This is a genomic window from Pseudomonas sp. KH_021, from assembly GCF_057838865.1.
In genome coordinates, this window is sequence record NZ_CM174477.1 from 5913802 (window position 1) to 5931593 (window position 17792).

The window sequence follows — 17792 nt, forward strand, 5'->3', positions numbered from 1 at the left end:
CCTCAGCGCTTGGGCGTGTCGTTGGCGACCATCTCACCGAAGGGGCTCACGAAACTTGCAGAGGCAGGCGCTTGCGGGCGCTGTATGTCCAGGTGCGGGAACAGCAGCTCGGCCACCCGATAGGACTCTTCCAGGTGCGGGTAGCCGGAGAAGATAAAGGTGTCGATACCGAGGCCTGCATATTCCTGGACCCGCGCAGCCACGGTCGGGCCATCGCCCACCAGCGCCGTGCCGGCCCCACCGCGAACCAGGCCAACGCCGGCCCACAGGTTCGGGCTGACTTCCAGGTTGTCACGGTTGCCGCCGTGCAGGGCTGCCATGCGCTGCTGGCCGACGGAGTCAAAACGCGCCAGAGACGCCTGGGCTCGGGCAATGGTGTCGTCGTCCAGGTGCGAGATCAGGCGCTCAGCGGCTTGCCAGGCGAGTTCGTTGGTTTCGCGCACGATCACATGCAAACGAATACCGAAGCGCACCGTACGGCCCTGGGCAGCGGCCTTGGCGCGCACCTCTTCTATTTTTTCAGCCACGGCGGCTGGCGGCTCGCCCCAAGTCAGGTAGAGCTCGACCTGTTCGGCAGCCAGGTCCTGGGCTGCGTCCGAAGAACCACCGAAATACAGCGGTGGGCGCGGTTGCTGGACCGGTGGATACAACAGTTTCGCGCCTTTGACGGTAATGTGCTGGCCGTCGTAATCGACAGTCTCGCCTTCAAGCACGCGGCGCCAGATACGGGTGAACTCCACCGAAGCTTGATAGCGCTCTTCATGGGTCAGGAACAGGCCATCACCGGCCAGTTCTTCAGGGTCGCCACCGGTCACCAGATTGAACAGGGCCCGGCCGCCCGAAAGCCGATCCAGCGTCGCGGCCTGGCGCGCGGCCAGGGTGGGCGAAATGACCCCGGGGCGCAGCGCCACCAGGAACTTGAGCCTGGAGGTCACCGGGATCAGCGAGGCGGCCACCAGCCAGGAGTCTTCGCAAGAGCGCCCCGTTGGAATCAGCACGCCACCAAAGCCCAGCCGGTCTGCGGCCTGGGCGATCTGCTGCAGGTATCCGTGATCGACCGCGCGGGCCCCCTCGGCAGTGCCGAGGTAGTGTCCGTCACCGTGGGTGGGAAGAAACCAGAAAATATTTAGGCTCATTGGAGCGGTCTCCTAAGGGTGGCTCAGGCCGGGGCAGCGCCCCGGCCCATAAAAGTCAGAGGGCGTTGGCGACCTTGGCCGGCGGCGTCCAGATCACATCCTTGATGCTCAATGGCTTGGGAATCAGCTTGAGCTGATAGAAGCTGTCAGCGATTTTTTGCTGGGCGTTGATCACCTCAGGGGTGAGGAAATACGCGCCATAGCCGTGGCGCTTGACGGAGGTGAGGACGATGTCGGCGGACAGGCCCAACAGCGGCGCGACTTGCCGGGTCACCTCTTCGGGGTTGGCCTTGGACCATTCCCCGATCGCGCGCACCTCTTCGACCAGCGCCTGGATCACCTCAGGGTGCTGCTGGGCATAAGGTTGGGTGGCGAGGTAAAACTGGTGGTTGTCGACCAGTTGGCTGCCATCACGCAGGGTACGGGCTTGCAATTGCTGCTCGGCGGCGGCCTGGTAGGGGTCCCAGATCACCCAGGCATCGACGCTGCCACGCTCGAAGGCCGCACGGGCATCGGCAGGGGGCAGGAACACAGTCTGGATATCGCTGTACTTAAGGCCCGCGTCTTCCAGGGCCCGCACCAGCAGGTAGTGAACGTTGGAGCCCTTGTTGAGTACGACTTTCTTGCCTTTCAGGTCTTTGACCGATTGCAGGGGCGAGCCCTTGGGCACCAGGATCGCTTCACCGTGGGGGGCAGGCGGCTCGTAGGCGACGTAGAGCAGATCGGCGCCAGCGGCCTGGGCAAACACGGGAGGGGTTTCGCCGGTGACGCCGAAGTCGATCGAACCGACATTCAGGCCTTCCAGCAGCTGCGGGCCGCCTGGAAACTCGGTCCACTGCACGTGTATGCCCTGGGCGGCCAGGCGCTTTTCCAGCGTCCCCTTGGCCTTGAGCAGCACGAGGGTGCCGTACTTCTGATAACCGATGCGCAGGTTTTCCGCCTGGGCTTGAGAAATGGCGCCAAAGGACACAGCCGCAGCAAACAGAGCGACCAGACCACGACGCAAAAAGACAGTGCGCATAGCGCTCTCCTTAAGCAATAGAGGTTCAGGCTGCACCTGCTTGCCCGTTGGCGGGCGAGTAAGGCCAGTAATTCAGAGGGGTGTAGCGGGTCAGATGCTCCAGCGAGCCGTGAGCAAACGATCATTCAACAGTTTGGGGTCCAATGGCTTTGCCCGTCGGGCCAAAGCGCTGTGGAACAACTCCAGCGACTCGGTCAGACGGTGTTGCAGGGCCGGCGCCAATTGCGCGACGGCACTGCCGTGGCCGTAGGCGATCTGGCTGTCGTCAGCAAAGATCCCCTGCAGCGTTTCCTGGGCCTTGAGCGCCGACAGGACCGGCTTGAGCGCGTAGTCCACTGCCAACATATGAGCGATGCTGCCGCCGGTTGCAATCGGCAGGACCACTTTGTGGCTCAAGGCGCGTTCGGGTAACAGGTCGAGCAGGGTTTTCAGGGCCCCGGCAAATGACGCCTTGTACACCGGGGTCGCCACCACCAGGCCGTCCGCCTGCTCGACCAACTCAAGAAAATGCAGCACTTTCGGGCTATCGAAGCGGGCGTGCAGCAAGTCTTCAGCCGGGAAGTCCCGTACCTGAAACGTCACCACCTCCACCCCCTGCCCTTGCAGCCATTGCTTGCTGCGCTCCAGCAACACGCCGGAACGAGAACGAAGACTGGGGCTGCCTCCGATGGATACGACTAGCATTCAAGCGTTTCCTTCATGGGGTCAACGAGCCTGCGAGCTTGTTATCTCGCTGGGGATGAACAGACATTAACAGCAGGTTTCATATACCAATAAATCATATTTATTCATTTAGTTATTTCTTAAATGCATATTGATTTCGGGCCGTAAAAAAGCCCCGCACAACGTGCGAGGCTTCAGGTAGGAGCCAGCCTTGGCTGCGATGGCATCACTACGGTCACGAGGATAGTCCGCGGCGCCTGCATCGCAGGCAAGTCGGAGCGCCGAACCGCTTGCTCCTACGTTTTACAGGAAGCTGTAGGTGTAGTTGAAGATCAGACGGGTCTGGTCTTGATCAGCACTGCTCTGGCCGCTGCCACGATAAACACCGTGACGCAGGGTTGCGCCGAAGCCCTTCATCACGCCTTCCTGGAAGACGTAGTCGATACGGGCATCACGTTCCCATTCTTTGTAATCGCTGGCGCCATTGGTGCCTTTGATATCGTCACCACGCAGGTAGGAAACCGAAGCCTTCAGGCCCGGCACGCCCAAACGCGCAAAGTCATACGAGTACTGACCGAAGGTGGTGTTCTCGCCGGCACGAGCGAACTGGTTGATCATGCTGTCGGTGAACAGATAGAAACTGGCACCACCGGCACCTTCCAGAGAGGAAGTGCTGCCATCCTTACGGACGCTACCTTGGTTCAACCAGACGAAGCCGCCATCATCGCCAATCTGTTGATGGCCAACCAGGAATGCATGGCCACCCAGGGTGTAGGTGAACATGGCGCTCCAGGTCTTGTTATCGACCTCGCCTGCGTTCTTGGCGAAACCGCCATTGTTGTTGAAGGCGTAACCGGTTTGACCGTTCTTACCATCGGAGCTGCTGTCGAAGTAACGCAGGTCAGTCTTGAACGACTGATCATTGCCGATCGGCAGAACATGCACCAGGCCCAGGAAGTGCTGCTTGTAGTAGTCTTCCAGGTTCGAATAGTAGTACTGCAGCGTCAGGTCTTTGGTGACTTTCCAGTCAGCGCCACCAAATTGAAACTTGTTGCTGTCACGGAAGCCTCCCGCCACTGCCAGACCTGCGCGGTTGCTTGAGGCACGGCCCATGGCGCGCTCCAGTTGACCGGCAGTGAAGGTCACACCATCAAGTTCCTTGGAAGTGACGATGCCGCCTTCGAAGGTTTGCGGCAGCAGACGTCCATCGCTGGAAACCAGGATCGGCAGGTTAGGTGCCAAGGCGCTACCGATGTGGGCTTCAGTCTTGGAGAAACGAGCCTTGGCGTTACCGCCAATGCGCGCCCAATTGCTCACAGCCGAACCGTCCGTGTCGCTTGGGACAAAGCTGTTGTTGTCCGGGTGGTGACCGCGGCCGCCATCCAGGTGAATGCCCCATACTGCCTGGGCATCAACGCCGAAACCTACGGTGCCTTCGGTGAAACCTGAGATGTAGTCGAGCTTGAAGCCCTGAGCGGCTTCACGCTGATCAGCCAAGCCGAGCTCACGGTTGTCGTTGTTGAAATACAGGGTACGCGAGCTAACCGAAGCCTTGCTGTCTTCGATAAAACCGGCAGCGTTTGCTTGCTGGGCCAATACCCCAATGGCCACGGCTACTGCCAGGCTGGACTTGTACATGTTTTGCTCCTCGTTTTCTAATTCTTGTGTTCCGGCATCGGGATCTGTGTCCCTGAGCGCGATGCGCGACTAGCACCAAAATGTGACTGTCGCGTCAATTGTTACTAATCGTTTCGAGACTTTGGTCTAATTCCAGAGTCAGGTTTCAAAGGGATTGCAGAATAATGAATTCCCGATAAATCTAAAAAGAATTGTTTCGCAATTTTTCAGATCATTACGGAATATTAAATTATTTTACTAAAACGTTTAACCTTTCTGTAACAATCCTCGAAAGCTTTTGCTGCCGCTCGTCCGTCACGGTTGAAATACCGCTGGCCACCCCCATATGGGTTTTCATCAGGGCATTTTCGCCCCGCTGCGTGGAGACTCTCCCCTTGACCACCATCGTTTCAGTCCGCCGCAACGGCAAAGTCGTCATGGGCGGCGACGGCCAGGTTTCTCTCGGCAATACCGTGATGAAAGGCAATGCCAAAAAAGTCCGTCGCCTGTACCACGGTGAGGTCATCGCAGGCTTCGCCGGTGCCACCGCCGACGCCTTTACCCTATTCGAACGCTTTGAAGGGCAGCTGGAGAAACACCAGGGCCACCTGGTCCGCGCTGCTGTCGAGCTTGCCAAGGAATGGCGTACTGACCGCACCTTGAGCCGCCTGGAAGCCATGCTTGCCGTCGCCAACAAGGACGCCTCCCTGATCATTACCGGCAACGGTGACGTCGTTGAGCCCGAAGACGGCCTGATCGCCATGGGTTCCGGTGGCGCCTACGCTCAGGCTGCCGCTCGCGCACTGCTGATGAAAACCGATCTGTCGGCCCGTGAAATCACCGAGACTGCCCTGGGCATCGCCGGCGACATCTGTGTGTTCACCAACCACAACATCACTATCGAGGAGCAGGACCTCACGCAATAACGAGCTGTTCTGGCGCCCGGCTCAACACCGGGCTTTTCCACGCTTATATTGCTGCTAGAGGTCCGCCTACACCATGTCCATGACCCCCCGTGAAATCGTCCACGAACTGAACCGCCACATCATTGGCCAGGACGACGCCAAGCGCGCCGTTGCCATCGCCCTGCGCAACCGCTGGCGCCGGATGCAACTGCCCGAAGAACTGCGCGTTGAAGTCACCCCGAAGAACATTCTGATGATCGGCCCGACCGGTGTCGGCAAGACCGAAATCGCTCGTCGCCTGGCCAAACTGGCCAACGCGCCGTTCATCAAGGTCGAAGCCACCAAGTTCACCGAAGTCGGCTATGTGGGCCGTGACGTCGAGTCGATCATTCGTGACCTGGCCGACGCCGCCATCAAACTGCTGCGCGAGCAGGAAATGACTCGCGTGCGCCACCGCGCCGAAGACGCCGCCGAAGACCGTATCCTTGACGCCCTGCTGCCGCCAGCACGAGTGGGCTTCAACGAAGACCCGGCGCCAAGCAGCGATTCCAACACTCGCCAGCTGTTCCGCAAGCGCCTGCGCGAAGGCCAGCTGGACGATAAGGAAATCGAGATCGAAGTCGCCGAATCGATGGGCGTCGACATCTCCGCGCCGCCTGGCATGGAAGAGATGACCAACCAGCTGCAGAACCTGTTCGCCAACATGGGCAAGGGCAAGCGCAAGAGCCGCAAGCTCAAGGTCAAGGAAGCGCTCAAGCTGGTACGTGAAGAAGAAGCCGGCCGCCTGGTCAATGACGAGGAGCTCAAGGCCAAGGCCCTGGAAGCCGTCGAACAGCACGGTATCGTGTTTATCGACGAGATCGACAAGGTCGCCAGGCGCGGTAATGTCGGCGGCGCCGATGTCTCCCGTGAAGGCGTGCAGCGAGACCTGTTGCCGCTGATCGAAGGCTGCACCGTCAACACCAAGCTGGGCATGGTCAAGACCGACCACATCCTGTTTATTGCCTCCGGCGCCTTCCACCTGAGCAAGCCGAGCGACCTGGTGCCCGAGCTGCAAGGCCGCCTGCCGATTCGTGTCGAACTCAAGGCCCTGAGCCCACAGGATTTCGAACGCATCCTGAGCGAGCCGCACGCTTCGCTGACCGAGCAATACCGCGAGCTGTTGAAAACCGAAGGCCTGAACATCGAGTTCCTGCCAGATGGCATCAAGCGCTTGGCCGAGATCGCTTGGCAGGTCAACGAAAAAACCGAGAACATCGGTGCCCGTCGCCTGCACACCCTGCTTGAGCGCCTGCTCGAGGAGGTGTCGTTCAGCGCCGGTGACCTGGCCAGCGCCCACGACGAAACGCCGATCCGTATCGACGCCGACTACGTCAACAGCCACTTGGGCGAATTGGCCGAGAACGAAGACCTGTCCCGTTATATCCTGTAAGCCACACTCTATTGACAGGCAGGGCCGTTCGCGGCCCTGAACAGCATGACCACAAAGCTGCCCACCGCCATCGAGCTGCACAAGGCCTCGAAAACCCTGACCCTGAAATACCAAGGCGGTGAGGTTCATCACCTGCCGGCCGAATTCCTGCGGGTGCATTCCCCTTCTGCCGAAGTGCAGGGCCATGGCAAGCCCATCCTGCAATTTGGCAAGATCGGCGTCGGCCTGACCAAGATCGAACCGGCCGGCCAATACGCACTGAAACTGACTTTCGACGATGGCCACGACAGCGGCCTGTTCACCTGGGATTACCTCTATCAGCTGGGCGTTCGCCAGGAACAGCTGTGGGCGGACTATCTCGACGAACTGTCGGCGGCCGGCAAATCTCGCGACCCGTCCGAATCGGTCGTCAAATTGATGCTCTAACCCGGTAATTGCACCGTTTAGAACGCATTTTCTAATTCAATCTGATTGAATGCTCCCCGTAGCTGGGAGCCATTGGCTCGCTTGCGAATTCCGGTAAAGTCGCGTAACAGATAAAGCTGGCAAGTAACCTGCATCGGGATCGTGCAGGACGGGTCGCAATGTTGATGTCGCGAGTCATTACAGGTTGCTTCATTGCCCAGCACCCAAAGTAAGCTCAAGCCATTTTCATTCGACCAAAGAACACGCAGTTCATCATCATGGTCACCCCCGAGCAGTACCAGGCGTTTGTCTGTGTTACTCACAGCGGCGCTGGTATTTGTCTCAGGACAACGGAGCGTTGTAGATGAGTAACAAGAACACCGATGACCTGCCACGCCAAGCCTCTGAACACACTCTGGGGTTGAACCCGGTCGTAGGCTTGCGTCGTAAGGATTTGCTAACGTCTGCTCGACTGGTACTACGCCAGGCCATCAAACAACCTTTTCACAGTGCCAAGCACGTTGCCCATTTCGGCCTTGAATTGAAGAACGTCCTGTTCGGCAAATCAGGCCTGAAACCAGAAAGCGACGACCGCCGTTTCAATGACCCTGCCTGGTCCCAGAACCCACTGTACAAACGCTACATGCAAACGTACCTGGCCTGGCGCAAGGAACTGCATGACTGGATCGGCGAAAGCAACCTGTCGCCCCAGGACATCAGCCGCGGCCAGTTCGTCATCAACCTGATGACCGAAGCCATGGCACCGACCAACAGCATGGCCAACCCGGCAGCGGTCAAGCGCTTCTTCGAAACCGGTGGCAAGAGCCTGCTCGACGGCCTCTCGCACCTGGCCAAGGATTTGGTGAACAACGGCGGCATGCCCAGCCAAGTCAACATGGACGCCTTCGAGGTCGGCAAGAACCTGGGCACCACTGAAGGCTCGGTGGTGTATCGCAATGATGTGCTGGAACTGATCCAGTACCGCCCCATGACCGAGCAGGTCCATGCGCGGCCGCTGCTGGTGGTGCCACCGCAAATCAACAAGTTCTACGTCTTCGACTTGAGCCCCGAAAAGAGCCTGGCGCGCTTCTGCCTGCGCAGCCAGGTGCAGACCTTTATCGTCAGTTGGCGCAACCCGACCAAGGCCCAGCGCGAGTGGGGCCTGTCGACCTATATCGACGCGCTCAAGGAAGCGGTCGATGTGATACTGAAGATTACCGGTAGCACGGATTTGAACATGCTCGGCGCCTGCTCGGGCGGCATCACGTGCACCGCGCTGGTGGGCCACTATGCCGCCTTGGGCGAGCAGAAGGTCAATGCCCTGACCCTGCTGGTCAGCGTGCTGGACACCACCATGGATAATCAGGTGGCGCTGTTCGTCGATGAGCAAACCCTGGAAACCGCCAAGCGCCACTCCTACCAGGCCGGCGTGCTGGAGGGCCGCGACATGGCCAAGGTGTTTGCCTGGATGCGCCCCAACGACCTGATCTGGAATTACTGGGTCAACAACTACCTGCTCGGCAACGAGCCGCCGGTGTTCGACATCCTGTTCTGGAACAACGACACCACACGCCTGCCGGCCGCCTTCCACGGCGACCTGATCGAGCTGTTCAAAAATAACCCACTGATCCGGCCCAATGCACTGGAAGTGTGCGGCACTCCGATCGATCTCAAGCAGGTCACCACTGATATCTTCAGCCTGGCCGGCACCAACGATCACATCACCCCTTGGACTTCCTGCTACAAGTCGGCCCAGCTGTTCGGCGGCAATGTCGAGTTCGTGCTGTCCAACAGTGGCCACATCCAGAGCATCCTCAACCCGCCTGGCAACCCCAAGGCGCGGTTCATGACCAACCCTGAAATGTCATTGCAAGCCAGCGAGTGGCAGGAAAATGCCAACAAGCACACCGACTCCTGGTGGCTGCATTGGCAGGCCTGGATGGCCGAACGCTCGGGCGAACTGAAAAAGTCGCCGGTCAATCTGGGCAACAAGGCCTTCCCGCCCGCCGAAGCCTCGCCGGGCACTTACGTTCACGAACGTTGACAGCGGGCGTGCGGCCCACCTGGGCCGCACGTTCGGCGTTTACACACAGGGCCCAGCGCATGCCGCAACCGTACATCTTTCGCACCTTGGACCTCGATGGCCAGACCATTCGTACCGCCGTGCGCCCCGGCAAGTCGCACCTGACGCCCCTGCTGATTTTCAACGGCATCGGCGCCAACCTGGAGCTGGTGTTTCCCTTTATCCAGGCCCTGGACCCGGACCTGGAAGTGATCGCCTTCGATGTGCCAGGCGTGGGTGGCTCGTCTACCCCGCGCATGCCTTACCGCTTTTCGGGTTTGGCCAAGCTCACCGCGCGGATGCTCGATTACCTGGACTATGGCCAGGTCAATGTCATCGGGGTGTCCTGGGGCGGCGCCCTGGCGCAGCAGTTTGCCCATGACTATCCCGAGCGCTGCAAAAAACTGGTGTTGGCCGCGACCGCGGCCGGCATGGTGATGGTGCCGGGCAAGCCCAAGGTGCTGATGCTGATGGCAAGCCCCCGGCGCTATGTGCAACCCTCCCATGTGATCCGCATTGCCCCGCAGATTTATGGCGGTGCTTTTCGGCGCGACCCGGACCTGGCCATGGCGCATGCCGCCAAGGTGCGCTCCGGCGGCAAGATGGGCTACTACTGGCAACTGTTTGCCGGGTTTGGCTGGACCAGCATCCACTGGCTGCACAAGATCCATCAGCCGACTCTAGTCCTGGCGGGCGATGACGACCCGCTCATCCCTCTGGTTAATATGCGCCTGCTGGCCTGGCGGATTCCCAACGCGCAACTGCACATCATCGATGACGGCCATCTGTTCCTGATTACCCGGGCTGCTGCGGTGGCGCCAATCATCATGAAGTTCCTCGAACAGGAGCGCCAGCGCGCGGTCATGCACCCGCAGCCGGTCCCTGGTAGCCACTGATTCTTCGCACGGTGTGACGCTCGTCCGGGCAATGCCGCGCAAGGCCGGCTATGGTGTCTGTTTTGCTTCGAAATGTTTGTTGATGGTTTGACGACGGAGTGTTGCCCCCATGAAAGACAAACCCGCGAAGGCATCACCGCCCTCGCCTGCGACCTTCTTCAACGCCCAGAGTGCGATGACCGGCCTGCGTGGACGCGACCTGATTTCCACCTTGCGCACGGTCACCCGCCATGGCCTGCGCCACCCGGTTCATACCGCACGTCACGCCCTGGCCCTTGGAGGCCAGCTGGGCCGAGTATTGATCGGCGATACCCTGCATCAGCCACACGCCCAGGACAACCGTTTCAAAGATCCGGCCTGGTCGCTGAACCCTTTTTACCGGCGTGGCCTGCAGGCCTATTTGAGCTGGCAGAAGCAGGCCAGCCGCTGGATCGATGAGAGCCAGATGAGCGAAGACGACCGCGCCCGCGCCCACTTCGTCTTTTCCCAGATCAACGACGCCCTCTCGCCCACCAATTCACTGCTCAACCCGCTCGCGGTCAAGGAGTTGTTCAACTCCGGTGGCATGAGCCTGATCAAAGGCCTTAACCATCTGCTGGACGATTTGCGCAATAACCACGGCTTGCCCAGCCAGGTCGATAAGCATGCGTTTGAAGTCGGCCGGTCACTGGCCACCACGCCAGGCTCGGTGGTGTTTCGCAATGAAATGCTGGAGCTGATCCAGTACAAGCCCATGAGCGAAAAACAGTACGCCCGGCCGCTGCTGGTGGTGCCACCGCAAATCAACAAGTTCTATATTTTTGACCTCAGCCCCTCCAACAGCTTCGTTCAGTACGCGCTCAAGAACGGTCTGCAGACGTTCATGGTGAGCTGGCGCAACCCGGACCCGCGTCACCGCGAATGGGGCTTGTCCAGCTATGTCGAGGCGCTGGAAGAGGCCATGAACGTCTGCCGGGAGATTACCGGCAGCCGCGAGGTCAACCTGATGGGTGCCTGTGCCGGTGGCCTGACCATTGCCGCGCTGCAGGGGCATCTGCAGGCCAAGCGTCAACAGCGGCGCATCAGCAGCGCCACCTATCTGGTCAGCCTGCTGGACAGCCAGGTCGACAGCCCGGCCGCCTTGTTTGTCGACGAACAGACCCTGGAAGCAGCCAAGCGCCGTTCCTACCAGAAGGGCGTGCTGGATGGTCGCGACATTGCCAGGGTATTTGCCTGGATGCGCCCCAACGATTTGATCTGGAACTACTGGGTCAACAATTACCTGCTCGGCAAGCAGCCACCGGCGTTCGACATCCTCTACTGGAACAACGACACCACGCGCCTGCCGGCCGCACTGCATGGCGATTTGCTGGACTTCTTCAAGCACAACCCGCTTAACCACCCGGGTGGGCTAGAAGTCTGCGGTACGTCCATCGATCTGCAAAAAGTTAACGTCGACAGCTTCAGCGTTGGCGGCATCAACGACCACATCACCCCTTGGGACGCGGTGTATCGCTCGACCCTGCTGCTGGGCGGCAACAAACGCTTCATCCTGGCCAACAGCGGCCACATCCAGAGCATCCTCAATCCGCCGGGCAACCCCAAGGCCAACTACATCGACAACCCCAAGCTGAGCAGCGACCCGCGCGCCTGGTACTACGACGCCGAGCACAAGGAAGGCAGTTGGTGGCCAGAATGGCTGAAATGGATTCAGGAGCGCTCGGGCGTACAGCGCGAAACCCTGATGGCGGTCGGCGACCAAAACTACCCGCCGATGGAAGCCGCGCCCGGCACCTACGTGCATATACGCTGAGCAGAACAAGAAGACCGGATGAAAACCCGCGACCGTATCCTCGAATGTGCCCTGCAGCTGTTCAATCAACAGGGCGAACCCAACGTCTCGACGTTGGAGATTGCCAATGAAATGGGCATCAGCCCCGGCAATCTCTACTACCACTTCCATGGCAAGGAGCCACTGATACTCGGGCTGTTCGAACGTTTCGAAGAAGAACTGACCCCCTTGCTGGACCCGCCGGAAAACCTGCGCCTGGATGCCGAGGACTACTGGCTGTTCCTGCACCTGATTGTCGAGCGCATGGCTCACTACCGGTTCCTGTTCCAGGACTTGTCCAACCTCAGTGGCCGCCTGCCGAAACTGGCTCGCGGCGTTCGCAGCCTGCTCAATGCGCTAAAGCGCACCTTGGCGTCGCTGTTGACCAGCCTCAAGACCGAAGGGCAGATACTGAGCAACACCCGCGCACTGGGGCAATTGGTCGAACAGATCACCATGACGTTGCTGTTTTCGCTCGACTACCAGCGCATCGTTGCCCGCGAGTGTGAGGTGGGCGTGGTGGTGTATCAGGTGATGATGCTGGTAGCGCCGCACCTGCAGAGCGAGTCGCGCCATGCGGCGGAGCAATTGGCCCTGCGCTATCTGGACGGGTAGGAGCAGAGCTTGCTCGCGATGGGCATAGGTATCTACACATCTTTTGGTGTACTGCATTTCGTAGCAGTGGACGAGTAGAACGAGGCCACGTCCGGCTGCGCAGCAGTCGTAAAACCTGGCACTTCAGTATTCAGATACACCGCGAGTACAGGCTTTGCGAGGACTACGTCCCCGGACCTGGCCTCGCTGAACTCGTCTACTGCTACGAATGTAGCCGCTGACGAGGTACGAGGCTGCGATCGGCAGCGAAGCGGCCGTAAAACCTGAGACCGTAATCCATCAGGCACACCGAAGGGCCTGAATTTACGACGGCTTCGCCGCCGATCGCAGCCTCGTACCTCGGCAGCGGCTACAAGAGCCGCGCTGCCCCAGAATTGTGTAGATACCTATGTCGCGATGGGGACACCGCGGTGTATCAGGCAAACCGCGGTGCGTTCATCGCGGCTAAAGCCGGCTCCCACAAACGAAAACGCCCGGCCTTTTGGGGGCCGGGCGTTTTGTTTTGCCTGATTGAATCAGGACTGGCTTGCAGGCGAAGCCGGAATTACCGACAGTGTCGGTGCAGCCGGGGCCGGGGCCGGAGCCGGGGTGGCGACCGGGGCAGCGCTTACTGCTGGCGCTGCCGAAGCGGCTGGCGCCTCTGGCTTGACAGCAGGCTTGGCGGCTGCCGGTTTTTTCACCGCAGGCTTTTTCGCCGCAGGCTTGGCGGCTACTGGTTTAGCCGCAGCCGTTTTGGCAGCAGGCTTGGCGGCCGCTGTCTTGGCAGCAGGTTTTACTGCGGCCTTGGCTGTCGCAGGCTTGGCCTTGCTGATCGGAGTAACCGACTGGCCAGTCAGTTTCTCGATCTGCTTGGTCAGCGTATCGACCTGCTGGTGCAGTGCCTTGACTTCATTGCGGCTCGGTACACCCAGACGCGAAATGGCGCTGTTCAGACGCTTGTCGAAAGCCTCTTCCAGCTCGCTCCACTTGCCCAGGGCGCGGTCCTTGACCCCGCCGACACGCGACTTGGTGCTGGACTTGACGGCTTCGACGCTGTCTTCGACTTCGCTCTTGGCAGCCTTCTCGGCCTTTTCGCCATCCTGGACCAGCGTTTCGAACAGCTTGCTGCCGTCCTTGCTGACTTTCGAATAGGCGCCTAAACCAGCAAGCCAGATCTGGCGAGAGTATTTTTCAACTTCGCCCACCCACGAGCTGCTTTCGTTCTCTACTTTCTTTTTGCCAGCCATACCGCTCTCCTTACTGTTTATCCGCGGCACGTTCGAGCAATGCCGTCAGCTCATCGAGCTTAGCAGAGAGTGTCTCGACATCATGCTTGGAAGGAATACCGATGCGATTCAAGGCGCTGGCCACCCGGCTGTCGAAGGCTTTCTCGATCTTGTCCAGTTGCACTTCGACCTTGCCCTTGACGCTGGTCACGCTGCTTTTGACCGACTCGATTTCGTTGTTTGCCGCATCCAGCTCATGATCGATGCGCTTCTTGCCGTCTTGCTCGACCGCTTCACCCGCCTTGATCAATTCCTTGACGTATTCGGCGCCTTCCTGGCCGACACGGGCGTAAGCGCCCAGGCCTGCCAACCAGATACGACGCGCGTAGCTACGCGCCTCACCGATGGCGCCCGTGGGCACCTTGACTGTCTTTTTCAGAGAAACCTTGGCCATGCCTTGCACCTCACGCTAGGGAAGATATTGAGGAACGACCTCTTCAGATCCGAGGCTTGGAGCACAAGTTAATGACAAAAATTAGAATGGGCACCCTAAGGTCAGGGTCAAACCAGCGCTTTGTCCAAGGCCCGCTCGATCTCGGACTTGATGGTGCCCCCCATCATCGACAGCATCATCCCAAGCTTAAGTTCGACCTTGATGCTGTCTTCACCAATGCGAATGGTGCCGTTGGCACCGCTGCGCTTGACCTCTACGGTATCGCCGTTCCACTGGGCCTTGAGGTCGTACTCCTTCGACAGTTTTTCCACCAGCGCTTCGGCTTTCTGGCGGGCGGCGTCGCGGCCGAGGCTGTGTTTGCGTTCGACACTGATCTGGGTCATGCACGGTATCCTGATTAAAAGTGATGCTGTATGCCGCCTATAGTATCCCGGAACGTCCGACGAGCCATCCGCCAAGACAAAGCCGGCCACCGGGATTAGAATGGCCGGTAATTTTTTCCGGTGAAGCGAAATGAACGATCAGCGCAAAGGCAGCGATGCCGAACCCACCACTCACTTCGGCTACAAGAATGTGCCGGAAAGTCAGAAGGCCGAAAAGGTCGCCGAGGTGTTTCACTCGGTCGCCGCCAAGTACGACCTGATGAACGACGTGTTGTCCGTCGGCATGCATCGCCTCTGGAAGCGCTTTGCCATCGAGCTGTCCGGCGTTCGCCAGGGCAATCGGGTACTGGACATCGCCGGTGGCACGGGCGACTTGGCCCGCAAGTTCTCCCATCTGGTCGGCCCGACTGGCCAGGTCGTCCTGGCTGACATCAACGCCTCGATGCTCAAGGTCGGTCGTGACCGCCTGCTGGACGTCGGCGTGGCTGGCAATATCGAGTTCGTCCAGGCCGATGCCGAAAAGCTGCCGTTCCCCGATAACCACTTCGACTGCGTGACCATCGCCTTTGGCCTTCGCAACGTCACCCATAAGGAAGACGCCCTGCGCTCGATGTTGCGCGTGCTCAAGCCCGGTGGCCGCCTGCTGGTGCTGGAGTTCTCCAAGCCCACCAACAAGGTGATGTCCAAGGTCTACGACGCCTACTCGTTCGCGTTCATGCCGCTGGCCGGCAAGTTGATCACCAACGATTCGGAAAGCTACCGTTACCTGGCTGAGTCGATCCGCATGCACCCCGACCAGGAGACGCTCAAGGCCATGATGGTCGACGCCGGCTTCGACCGCGTGACCTACCACAACATGACTTCCGGCATCGTCGCCCTGCACCGCGGTATCAAGCCCTGATGCTGTTGGGCGGCATCCTCGCCAGCGTCGAACACGGCCTCAATCGTGTCTTGCGCATGGACAGCACTGCCCTGCCGCGCCTGCAAGCGCTGGAGGGCAAGGTGATTGCGATCGACTGCCGCAGCCCGTCCCTGCAGGTGTTCATCCTGCCCGATGAAGACGGCCTGATGTTGGCCGGTCACTGGGCAACCGATGCCGATTGCACCCTGCGCGCCCCGGCCAGCAGCCTGATACAACTGGCCCTGAGCAAGGACAAGAGCGCGGTGCTGCACAGCCCGCAGGTCGAGCTGGAAGGCGACAGCGCCGCACTGCTTGACCTGGTGGCCGTGCTGCAGGACCTGGAGCTGGATTGGGAGTTCGAGCTGTCGCGCTGGATCGGCCCGGTCGCCACCCAGTTGTTCAGTGGGCATGTGCGCAGCGGGGCCAACTGGACACGGCAAAGCCTGGCCAGCCTCAACCAGAACCTGTCCGAATACCTCAGTGAAGAGGCCCGGGCCCTGGTCGGCCAACGTGAAGCTGAAGCGCGCTTCAGTGAGCTCGACGAGCTCAAACTCGATGTAGAACGCCTCGAGGCGCGTATTGAGCGCCTCGCCCGATCCCTTGAAACCAAGCGATAACGCATGAAGCTGCTTGCTGTCCGCCGTCTGTTACGCATCCAGCGCGTCGTGATCCGCTACCGTCTCGATGACCTGCTGTTCGCCCTGCCCCTGCCCTGGTGGCTGATGGCGACACGCTTTGTCATGCCCTGGCGCTGGCTGCCACGCAAGCCACTGGACCTGAGCCGCGGCACACGCCTGCGCCTGGCGCTGCAGGATTTGGGGCCGATCTTCATCAAGTTCGGCCAACTGCTCTCGACCCGCCGCGACCTGCTGCCCGAGGACATCGCCGATGAGCTGATGCGCCTGCAAGATCAGGTACCTCCGTTCGATCCCAAGCTGTCGGTCAAGCTGATCGAGGAGCAGCTGGGCGCATCGGTCAGCGAGGTCTTCAGCCGCTTCGATGTCGAGCCGCTGGCGTCTGCCTCGGTGGCGCAAGTCCATGCCGCGCAGCTCAAGAGCGGCGAAGAGGTGGTGGTCAAGGTCGTGCGCCCAGGCCTCAAGCCGATCATCGCCCAGGACCTGGCCTGGCTGTTTTTGCTGGCACGCATGGCCGAGAGCCTATCGGCCGACGCCCGTTTGCTGCACCCGGTGGATGTGGTCCTGGACTACGAGAAAACCATCTACGACGAACTCGACCTGCTCCGCGAGGCCGCCAACGCCAGCCAGTTGCGGCGCAACTTCGAAGGTTCGCCACTGATGTACGTGCCCCAGGTCTACTGGCACTGGTGCCGCCCCAAAGTGCTGGTGATGGAGCGTATCTACGGGGTCCAGGTCACCGACCTTGCGACCCTGGCCGACCAACGCACCGACATGAAACTGCTGGCCGAGCGCGGCGTCGAGATCTTTTTCACCCAAGTCTTTCGCGACAGTTTTTTCCATGCCGATATGCACCCCGGCAACATCTTTGTCAGCACCGTGCAGCCCTGGAGCCCGCAGTACATCGCGATCGACTGCGGCATCGTCGGCAGCCTCACCCCGCAGGACCAGGACTATCTGGCCCGCAACCTGTTCGCCTTTTTCAAGCGCGACTACCGCCGCGTGGCGCAGTTGCACATCGATTCTGGCTGGGTACCGGCAGAAACCAAGCTCAATGAATTCGAAGCGGCGATTCGCACCGTGTGCGAGCCCATCTTCGAAAAACCGCTCAAGGACATCTCCTTCGGCCAGGTGTTGATGCGCCTGTTCCAGACCGCCCGGCGCTTCAATATGGAAGTGCAGCCGCAACTGGTGTTGCTGCAGAAAACCCTGCTCAATATCGAAGGCCTGGGCCGCCAGCTGTACCCTGACCTGGACCTGTGGAGCACCGCCCAGCCGTTCCTGGAACGCTGGATGCGTGACCGGGTCAGCCCCAAATCGTTGTTTCAGAACGTTCAGAGCCAGGTCGAGCAACTGCCACACTTGGCCAACATGACCCGCGATCTGCTCGAACGCCTGTCCCATCCCCACGCCGAAGACCCGCCACTGTCCCGCAAGCAGCCGGCCGACAGCCGTGCCCTGCGCCTGCTGGGCGGGGTGTTGATGGCGGCCGGCGCCACGGTGGCGGCGACCAGTGGCGCCGCCACCACGCTGGCCGCCTGGCCGGCCTGGGTCATGCTGGGCGCGGGCGTTTATCTGATCGCACGTCGATAGCCAGTTGCTTGTGCGGCTGGCACACTAGGGCAAGAGTTCGGCGCAGGATCGAACTCGGT

16 protein-coding genes and 1 pseudogene are annotated in these 17792 nt (G+C 60.2%); 10 read left to right on the top strand and 7 right to left on the bottom strand.

Features of this window, described 5'->3' with window-relative positions:
* Positions 1 to 2 precede the first annotated feature (2 nt).
* From ssuD to AC3IX4_RS27210, 4 genes are all read right to left on the bottom strand, one after another.
* Entirely contained in the window at positions 3 to 1136 is a 1134-nt protein-coding gene (ssuD, locus tag AC3IX4_RS27195) for an FMNH2-dependent alkanesulfonate monooxygenase (RefSeq protein WP_489258388.1), read from the bottom strand.
* 55 nt (positions 1137 to 1191) lie between these two features.
* Entirely contained in the window at positions 1192 to 2157 is a 966-nt protein-coding gene (locus tag AC3IX4_RS27200) for a sulfonate ABC transporter substrate-binding protein (RefSeq protein ID WP_489258389.1), read from the bottom strand.
* Positions 2158 to 2247: 90 nt separating this feature from the next.
* Positions 2248 to 2841: an NADPH-dependent FMN reductase gene (ssuE, locus tag AC3IX4_RS27205; protein ID WP_489258390.1), complete on the bottom strand. Its 594-nt coding sequence runs from the start codon at positions 2839 to 2841 to the stop codon at positions 2248 to 2250.
* Between the two features lie 282 nt (positions 2842 to 3123).
* Complete coding sequence (locus AC3IX4_RS27210; RefSeq protein WP_489258391.1) at positions 3124 to 4458, bottom strand: OprD family porin; 1335 nt, start codon at positions 4456 to 4458, stop codon at positions 3124 to 3126.
* A 374-nt stretch (positions 4459 to 4832) separates the two neighbouring features.
* Here AC3IX4_RS27210 and hslV point away from each other — a divergent pair, with 374 nt between their 5' ends.
* The 7 genes from hslV (at position 4833) to AC3IX4_RS27245 (ending at position 12562) form a co-directional block, all read left to right on the top strand.
* The gene (gene hslV / locus AC3IX4_RS27215; protein WP_489258392.1) at positions 4833 to 5363 is read left to right on the top strand and encodes an ATP-dependent protease subunit HslV; all 531 of its coding nucleotides are present in this window, start codon (positions 4833 to 4835) and stop codon (positions 5361 to 5363) included.
* Positions 5364 to 5436: 73 nt separating this feature from the next.
* On the top strand, positions 5437 to 6774 hold the full coding sequence (gene hslU / locus AC3IX4_RS27220) for an ATP-dependent protease ATPase subunit HslU (protein WP_489258393.1): 1338 nt from the start codon (positions 5437 to 5439) through the stop codon (positions 6772 to 6774).
* Between the two features lie 45 nt (positions 6775 to 6819).
* On the top strand, positions 6820 to 7200 hold the full coding sequence (locus AC3IX4_RS27225) for a gamma-butyrobetaine hydroxylase family protein (RefSeq protein ID WP_489258394.1): 381 nt from the start codon (positions 6820 to 6822) through the stop codon (positions 7198 to 7200).
* Between the two features lie 343 nt (positions 7201 to 7543).
* Positions 7544 to 9223 carry a class II poly(R)-hydroxyalkanoic acid synthase gene (gene phaC / locus AC3IX4_RS27230; RefSeq protein ID WP_489258395.1) on the top strand — a complete coding sequence of 560 codons (1680 nt, stop codon included), beginning with the start codon at positions 7544 to 7546 and terminating at the stop codon, positions 9221 to 9223.
* Between the two features lie 59 nt (positions 9224 to 9282).
* Entirely contained in the window at positions 9283 to 10137 is an 855-nt protein-coding gene (gene phaZ, locus AC3IX4_RS27235) for a poly(3-hydroxyalkanoate) depolymerase (RefSeq protein ID WP_489258396.1), read from the top strand.
* A 109-nt stretch (positions 10138 to 10246) separates the two neighbouring features.
* Positions 10247 to 11929, top strand: a complete 1683-nt coding sequence (gene phaC / locus AC3IX4_RS27240) for a class II poly(R)-hydroxyalkanoic acid synthase (RefSeq protein WP_489258397.1) — start codon at positions 10247 to 10249, stop codon at positions 11927 to 11929.
* A gap of 18 nt (positions 11930 to 11947) precedes the next feature.
* On the top strand, positions 11948 to 12562 hold the full coding sequence (locus AC3IX4_RS27245) for a TetR/AcrR family transcriptional regulator (protein WP_489258398.1): 615 nt from the start codon (positions 11948 to 11950) through the stop codon (positions 12560 to 12562).
* Positions 12563 to 13077: 515 nt separating this feature from the next.
* Here AC3IX4_RS27245 and AC3IX4_RS27250 read toward each other — a convergent pair.
* From AC3IX4_RS27250 to AC3IX4_RS27260, 3 genes are all read right to left on the bottom strand, one after another.
* A complete protein-coding gene (locus AC3IX4_RS27250; RefSeq protein ID WP_489258399.1) occupies positions 13078 to 13788 on the bottom strand; it encodes a phasin family protein in 711 nt (236 codons plus the stop codon).
* Between the two features lie 10 nt (positions 13789 to 13798).
* The gene (locus AC3IX4_RS27255; RefSeq protein ID WP_489258400.1) at positions 13799 to 14221 is read right to left on the bottom strand and encodes a phasin family protein; all 423 of its coding nucleotides are present in this window, start codon (positions 14219 to 14221) and stop codon (positions 13799 to 13801) included.
* A 107-nt stretch (positions 14222 to 14328) separates the two neighbouring features.
* The gene (locus tag AC3IX4_RS27260) at positions 14329 to 14604 is read right to left on the bottom strand and encodes a polyhydroxyalkanoic acid system family protein (RefSeq protein WP_489258401.1); all 276 of its coding nucleotides are present in this window, start codon (positions 14602 to 14604) and stop codon (positions 14329 to 14331) included.
* Positions 14605 to 14734: 130 nt separating this feature from the next.
* On the opposite strand from AC3IX4_RS27260, the gene ubiE reads away from it, so the two are divergent.
* The 3 genes and pseudogenes from ubiE to ubiB all read left to right on the top strand — a co-directional run bounded on the left by ubiE (position 14735) and on the right by ubiB (position 17733).
* A complete protein-coding gene (gene ubiE / locus AC3IX4_RS27265) occupies positions 14735 to 15505 on the top strand; it encodes a bifunctional demethylmenaquinone methyltransferase/2-methoxy-6-polyprenyl-1,4-benzoquinol methylase UbiE (protein WP_489258402.1) in 771 nt (256 codons plus the stop codon).
* Positions 15505 to 16129: pseudogene (locus AC3IX4_RS27270) on the top strand (ubiquinone biosynthesis accessory factor UbiJ). Before ubiE ends, AC3IX4_RS27270 begins: the two are co-directional and overlap by 1 nt.
* Positions 16126 to 17733 carry a ubiquinone biosynthesis regulatory protein kinase UbiB gene (ubiB, locus tag AC3IX4_RS27275; protein WP_489258403.1) on the top strand — a complete coding sequence of 536 codons (1608 nt, stop codon included), beginning with the start codon at positions 16126 to 16128 and terminating at the stop codon, positions 17731 to 17733. The pseudogene AC3IX4_RS27270 and the gene ubiB overlap by 4 nt, the downstream one beginning before the upstream one ends.
* The last annotated feature ends 59 nt before the right edge of the window (positions 17734 to 17792 follow it).

What these genes read in the sequence shown, in the direction of transcription:
- ssuD (WP_489258388.1), bottom strand. Translation starts at nt 1,136, where the DNA reads ATGAGCCTAAATATTTTCTGGTTTCTTCCCACCCACGGTGACGGACAC.
- AC3IX4_RS27200 (WP_489258389.1), bottom strand. Translation starts at nt 2,157, where the DNA reads ATGCGCACTGTCTTTTTGCGTCGTGGTCTGGTCGCTCTGTTTGCTGCG.
- ssuE (WP_489258390.1), bottom strand. Translation starts at nt 2,841, where the DNA reads ATGCTAGTCGTATCCATCGGAGGCAGCCCCAGTCTTCGTTCTCGTTCC.
- AC3IX4_RS27210 (WP_489258391.1), bottom strand. Translation starts at nt 4,458, where the DNA reads ATGTACAAGTCCAGCCTGGCAGTAGCCGTGGCCATTGGGGTATTGGCC.
- hslU (WP_489258393.1), top strand. Translation starts at nt 5,437, where the DNA reads ATGTCCATGACCCCCCGTGAAATCGTCCACGAACTGAACCGCCACATC.
- AC3IX4_RS27225 (WP_489258394.1), top strand. Translation starts at nt 6,820, where the DNA reads ATGACCACAAAGCTGCCCACCGCCATCGAGCTGCACAAGGCCTCGAAA.
- phaC (WP_489258395.1), top strand. Translation starts at nt 7,544, where the DNA reads ATGAGTAACAAGAACACCGATGACCTGCCACGCCAAGCCTCTGAACAC.
- phaZ (WP_489258396.1), top strand. Translation starts at nt 9,283, where the DNA reads ATGCCGCAACCGTACATCTTTCGCACCTTGGACCTCGATGGCCAGACC.
- phaC (WP_489258397.1), top strand. Translation starts at nt 10,247, where the DNA reads ATGAAAGACAAACCCGCGAAGGCATCACCGCCCTCGCCTGCGACCTTC.
- AC3IX4_RS27245 (WP_489258398.1), top strand. Translation starts at nt 11,948, where the DNA reads ATGAAAACCCGCGACCGTATCCTCGAATGTGCCCTGCAGCTGTTCAAT.
- AC3IX4_RS27250 (WP_489258399.1), bottom strand. Translation starts at nt 13,788, where the DNA reads ATGGCTGGCAAAAAGAAAGTAGAGAACGAAAGCAGCTCGTGGGTGGGC.
- AC3IX4_RS27255 (WP_489258400.1), bottom strand. Translation starts at nt 14,221, where the DNA reads ATGGCCAAGGTTTCTCTGAAAAAGACAGTCAAGGTGCCCACGGGCGCC.
- AC3IX4_RS27260 (WP_489258401.1), bottom strand. Translation starts at nt 14,604, where the DNA reads ATGACCCAGATCAGTGTCGAACGCAAACACAGCCTCGGCCGCGACGCC.
- ubiE (WP_489258402.1), top strand. Translation starts at nt 14,735, where the DNA reads ATGAACGATCAGCGCAAAGGCAGCGATGCCGAACCCACCACTCACTTC.
- ubiB (WP_489258403.1), top strand. Translation starts at nt 16,126, where the DNA reads ATGAAGCTGCTTGCTGTCCGCCGTCTGTTACGCATCCAGCGCGTCGTG.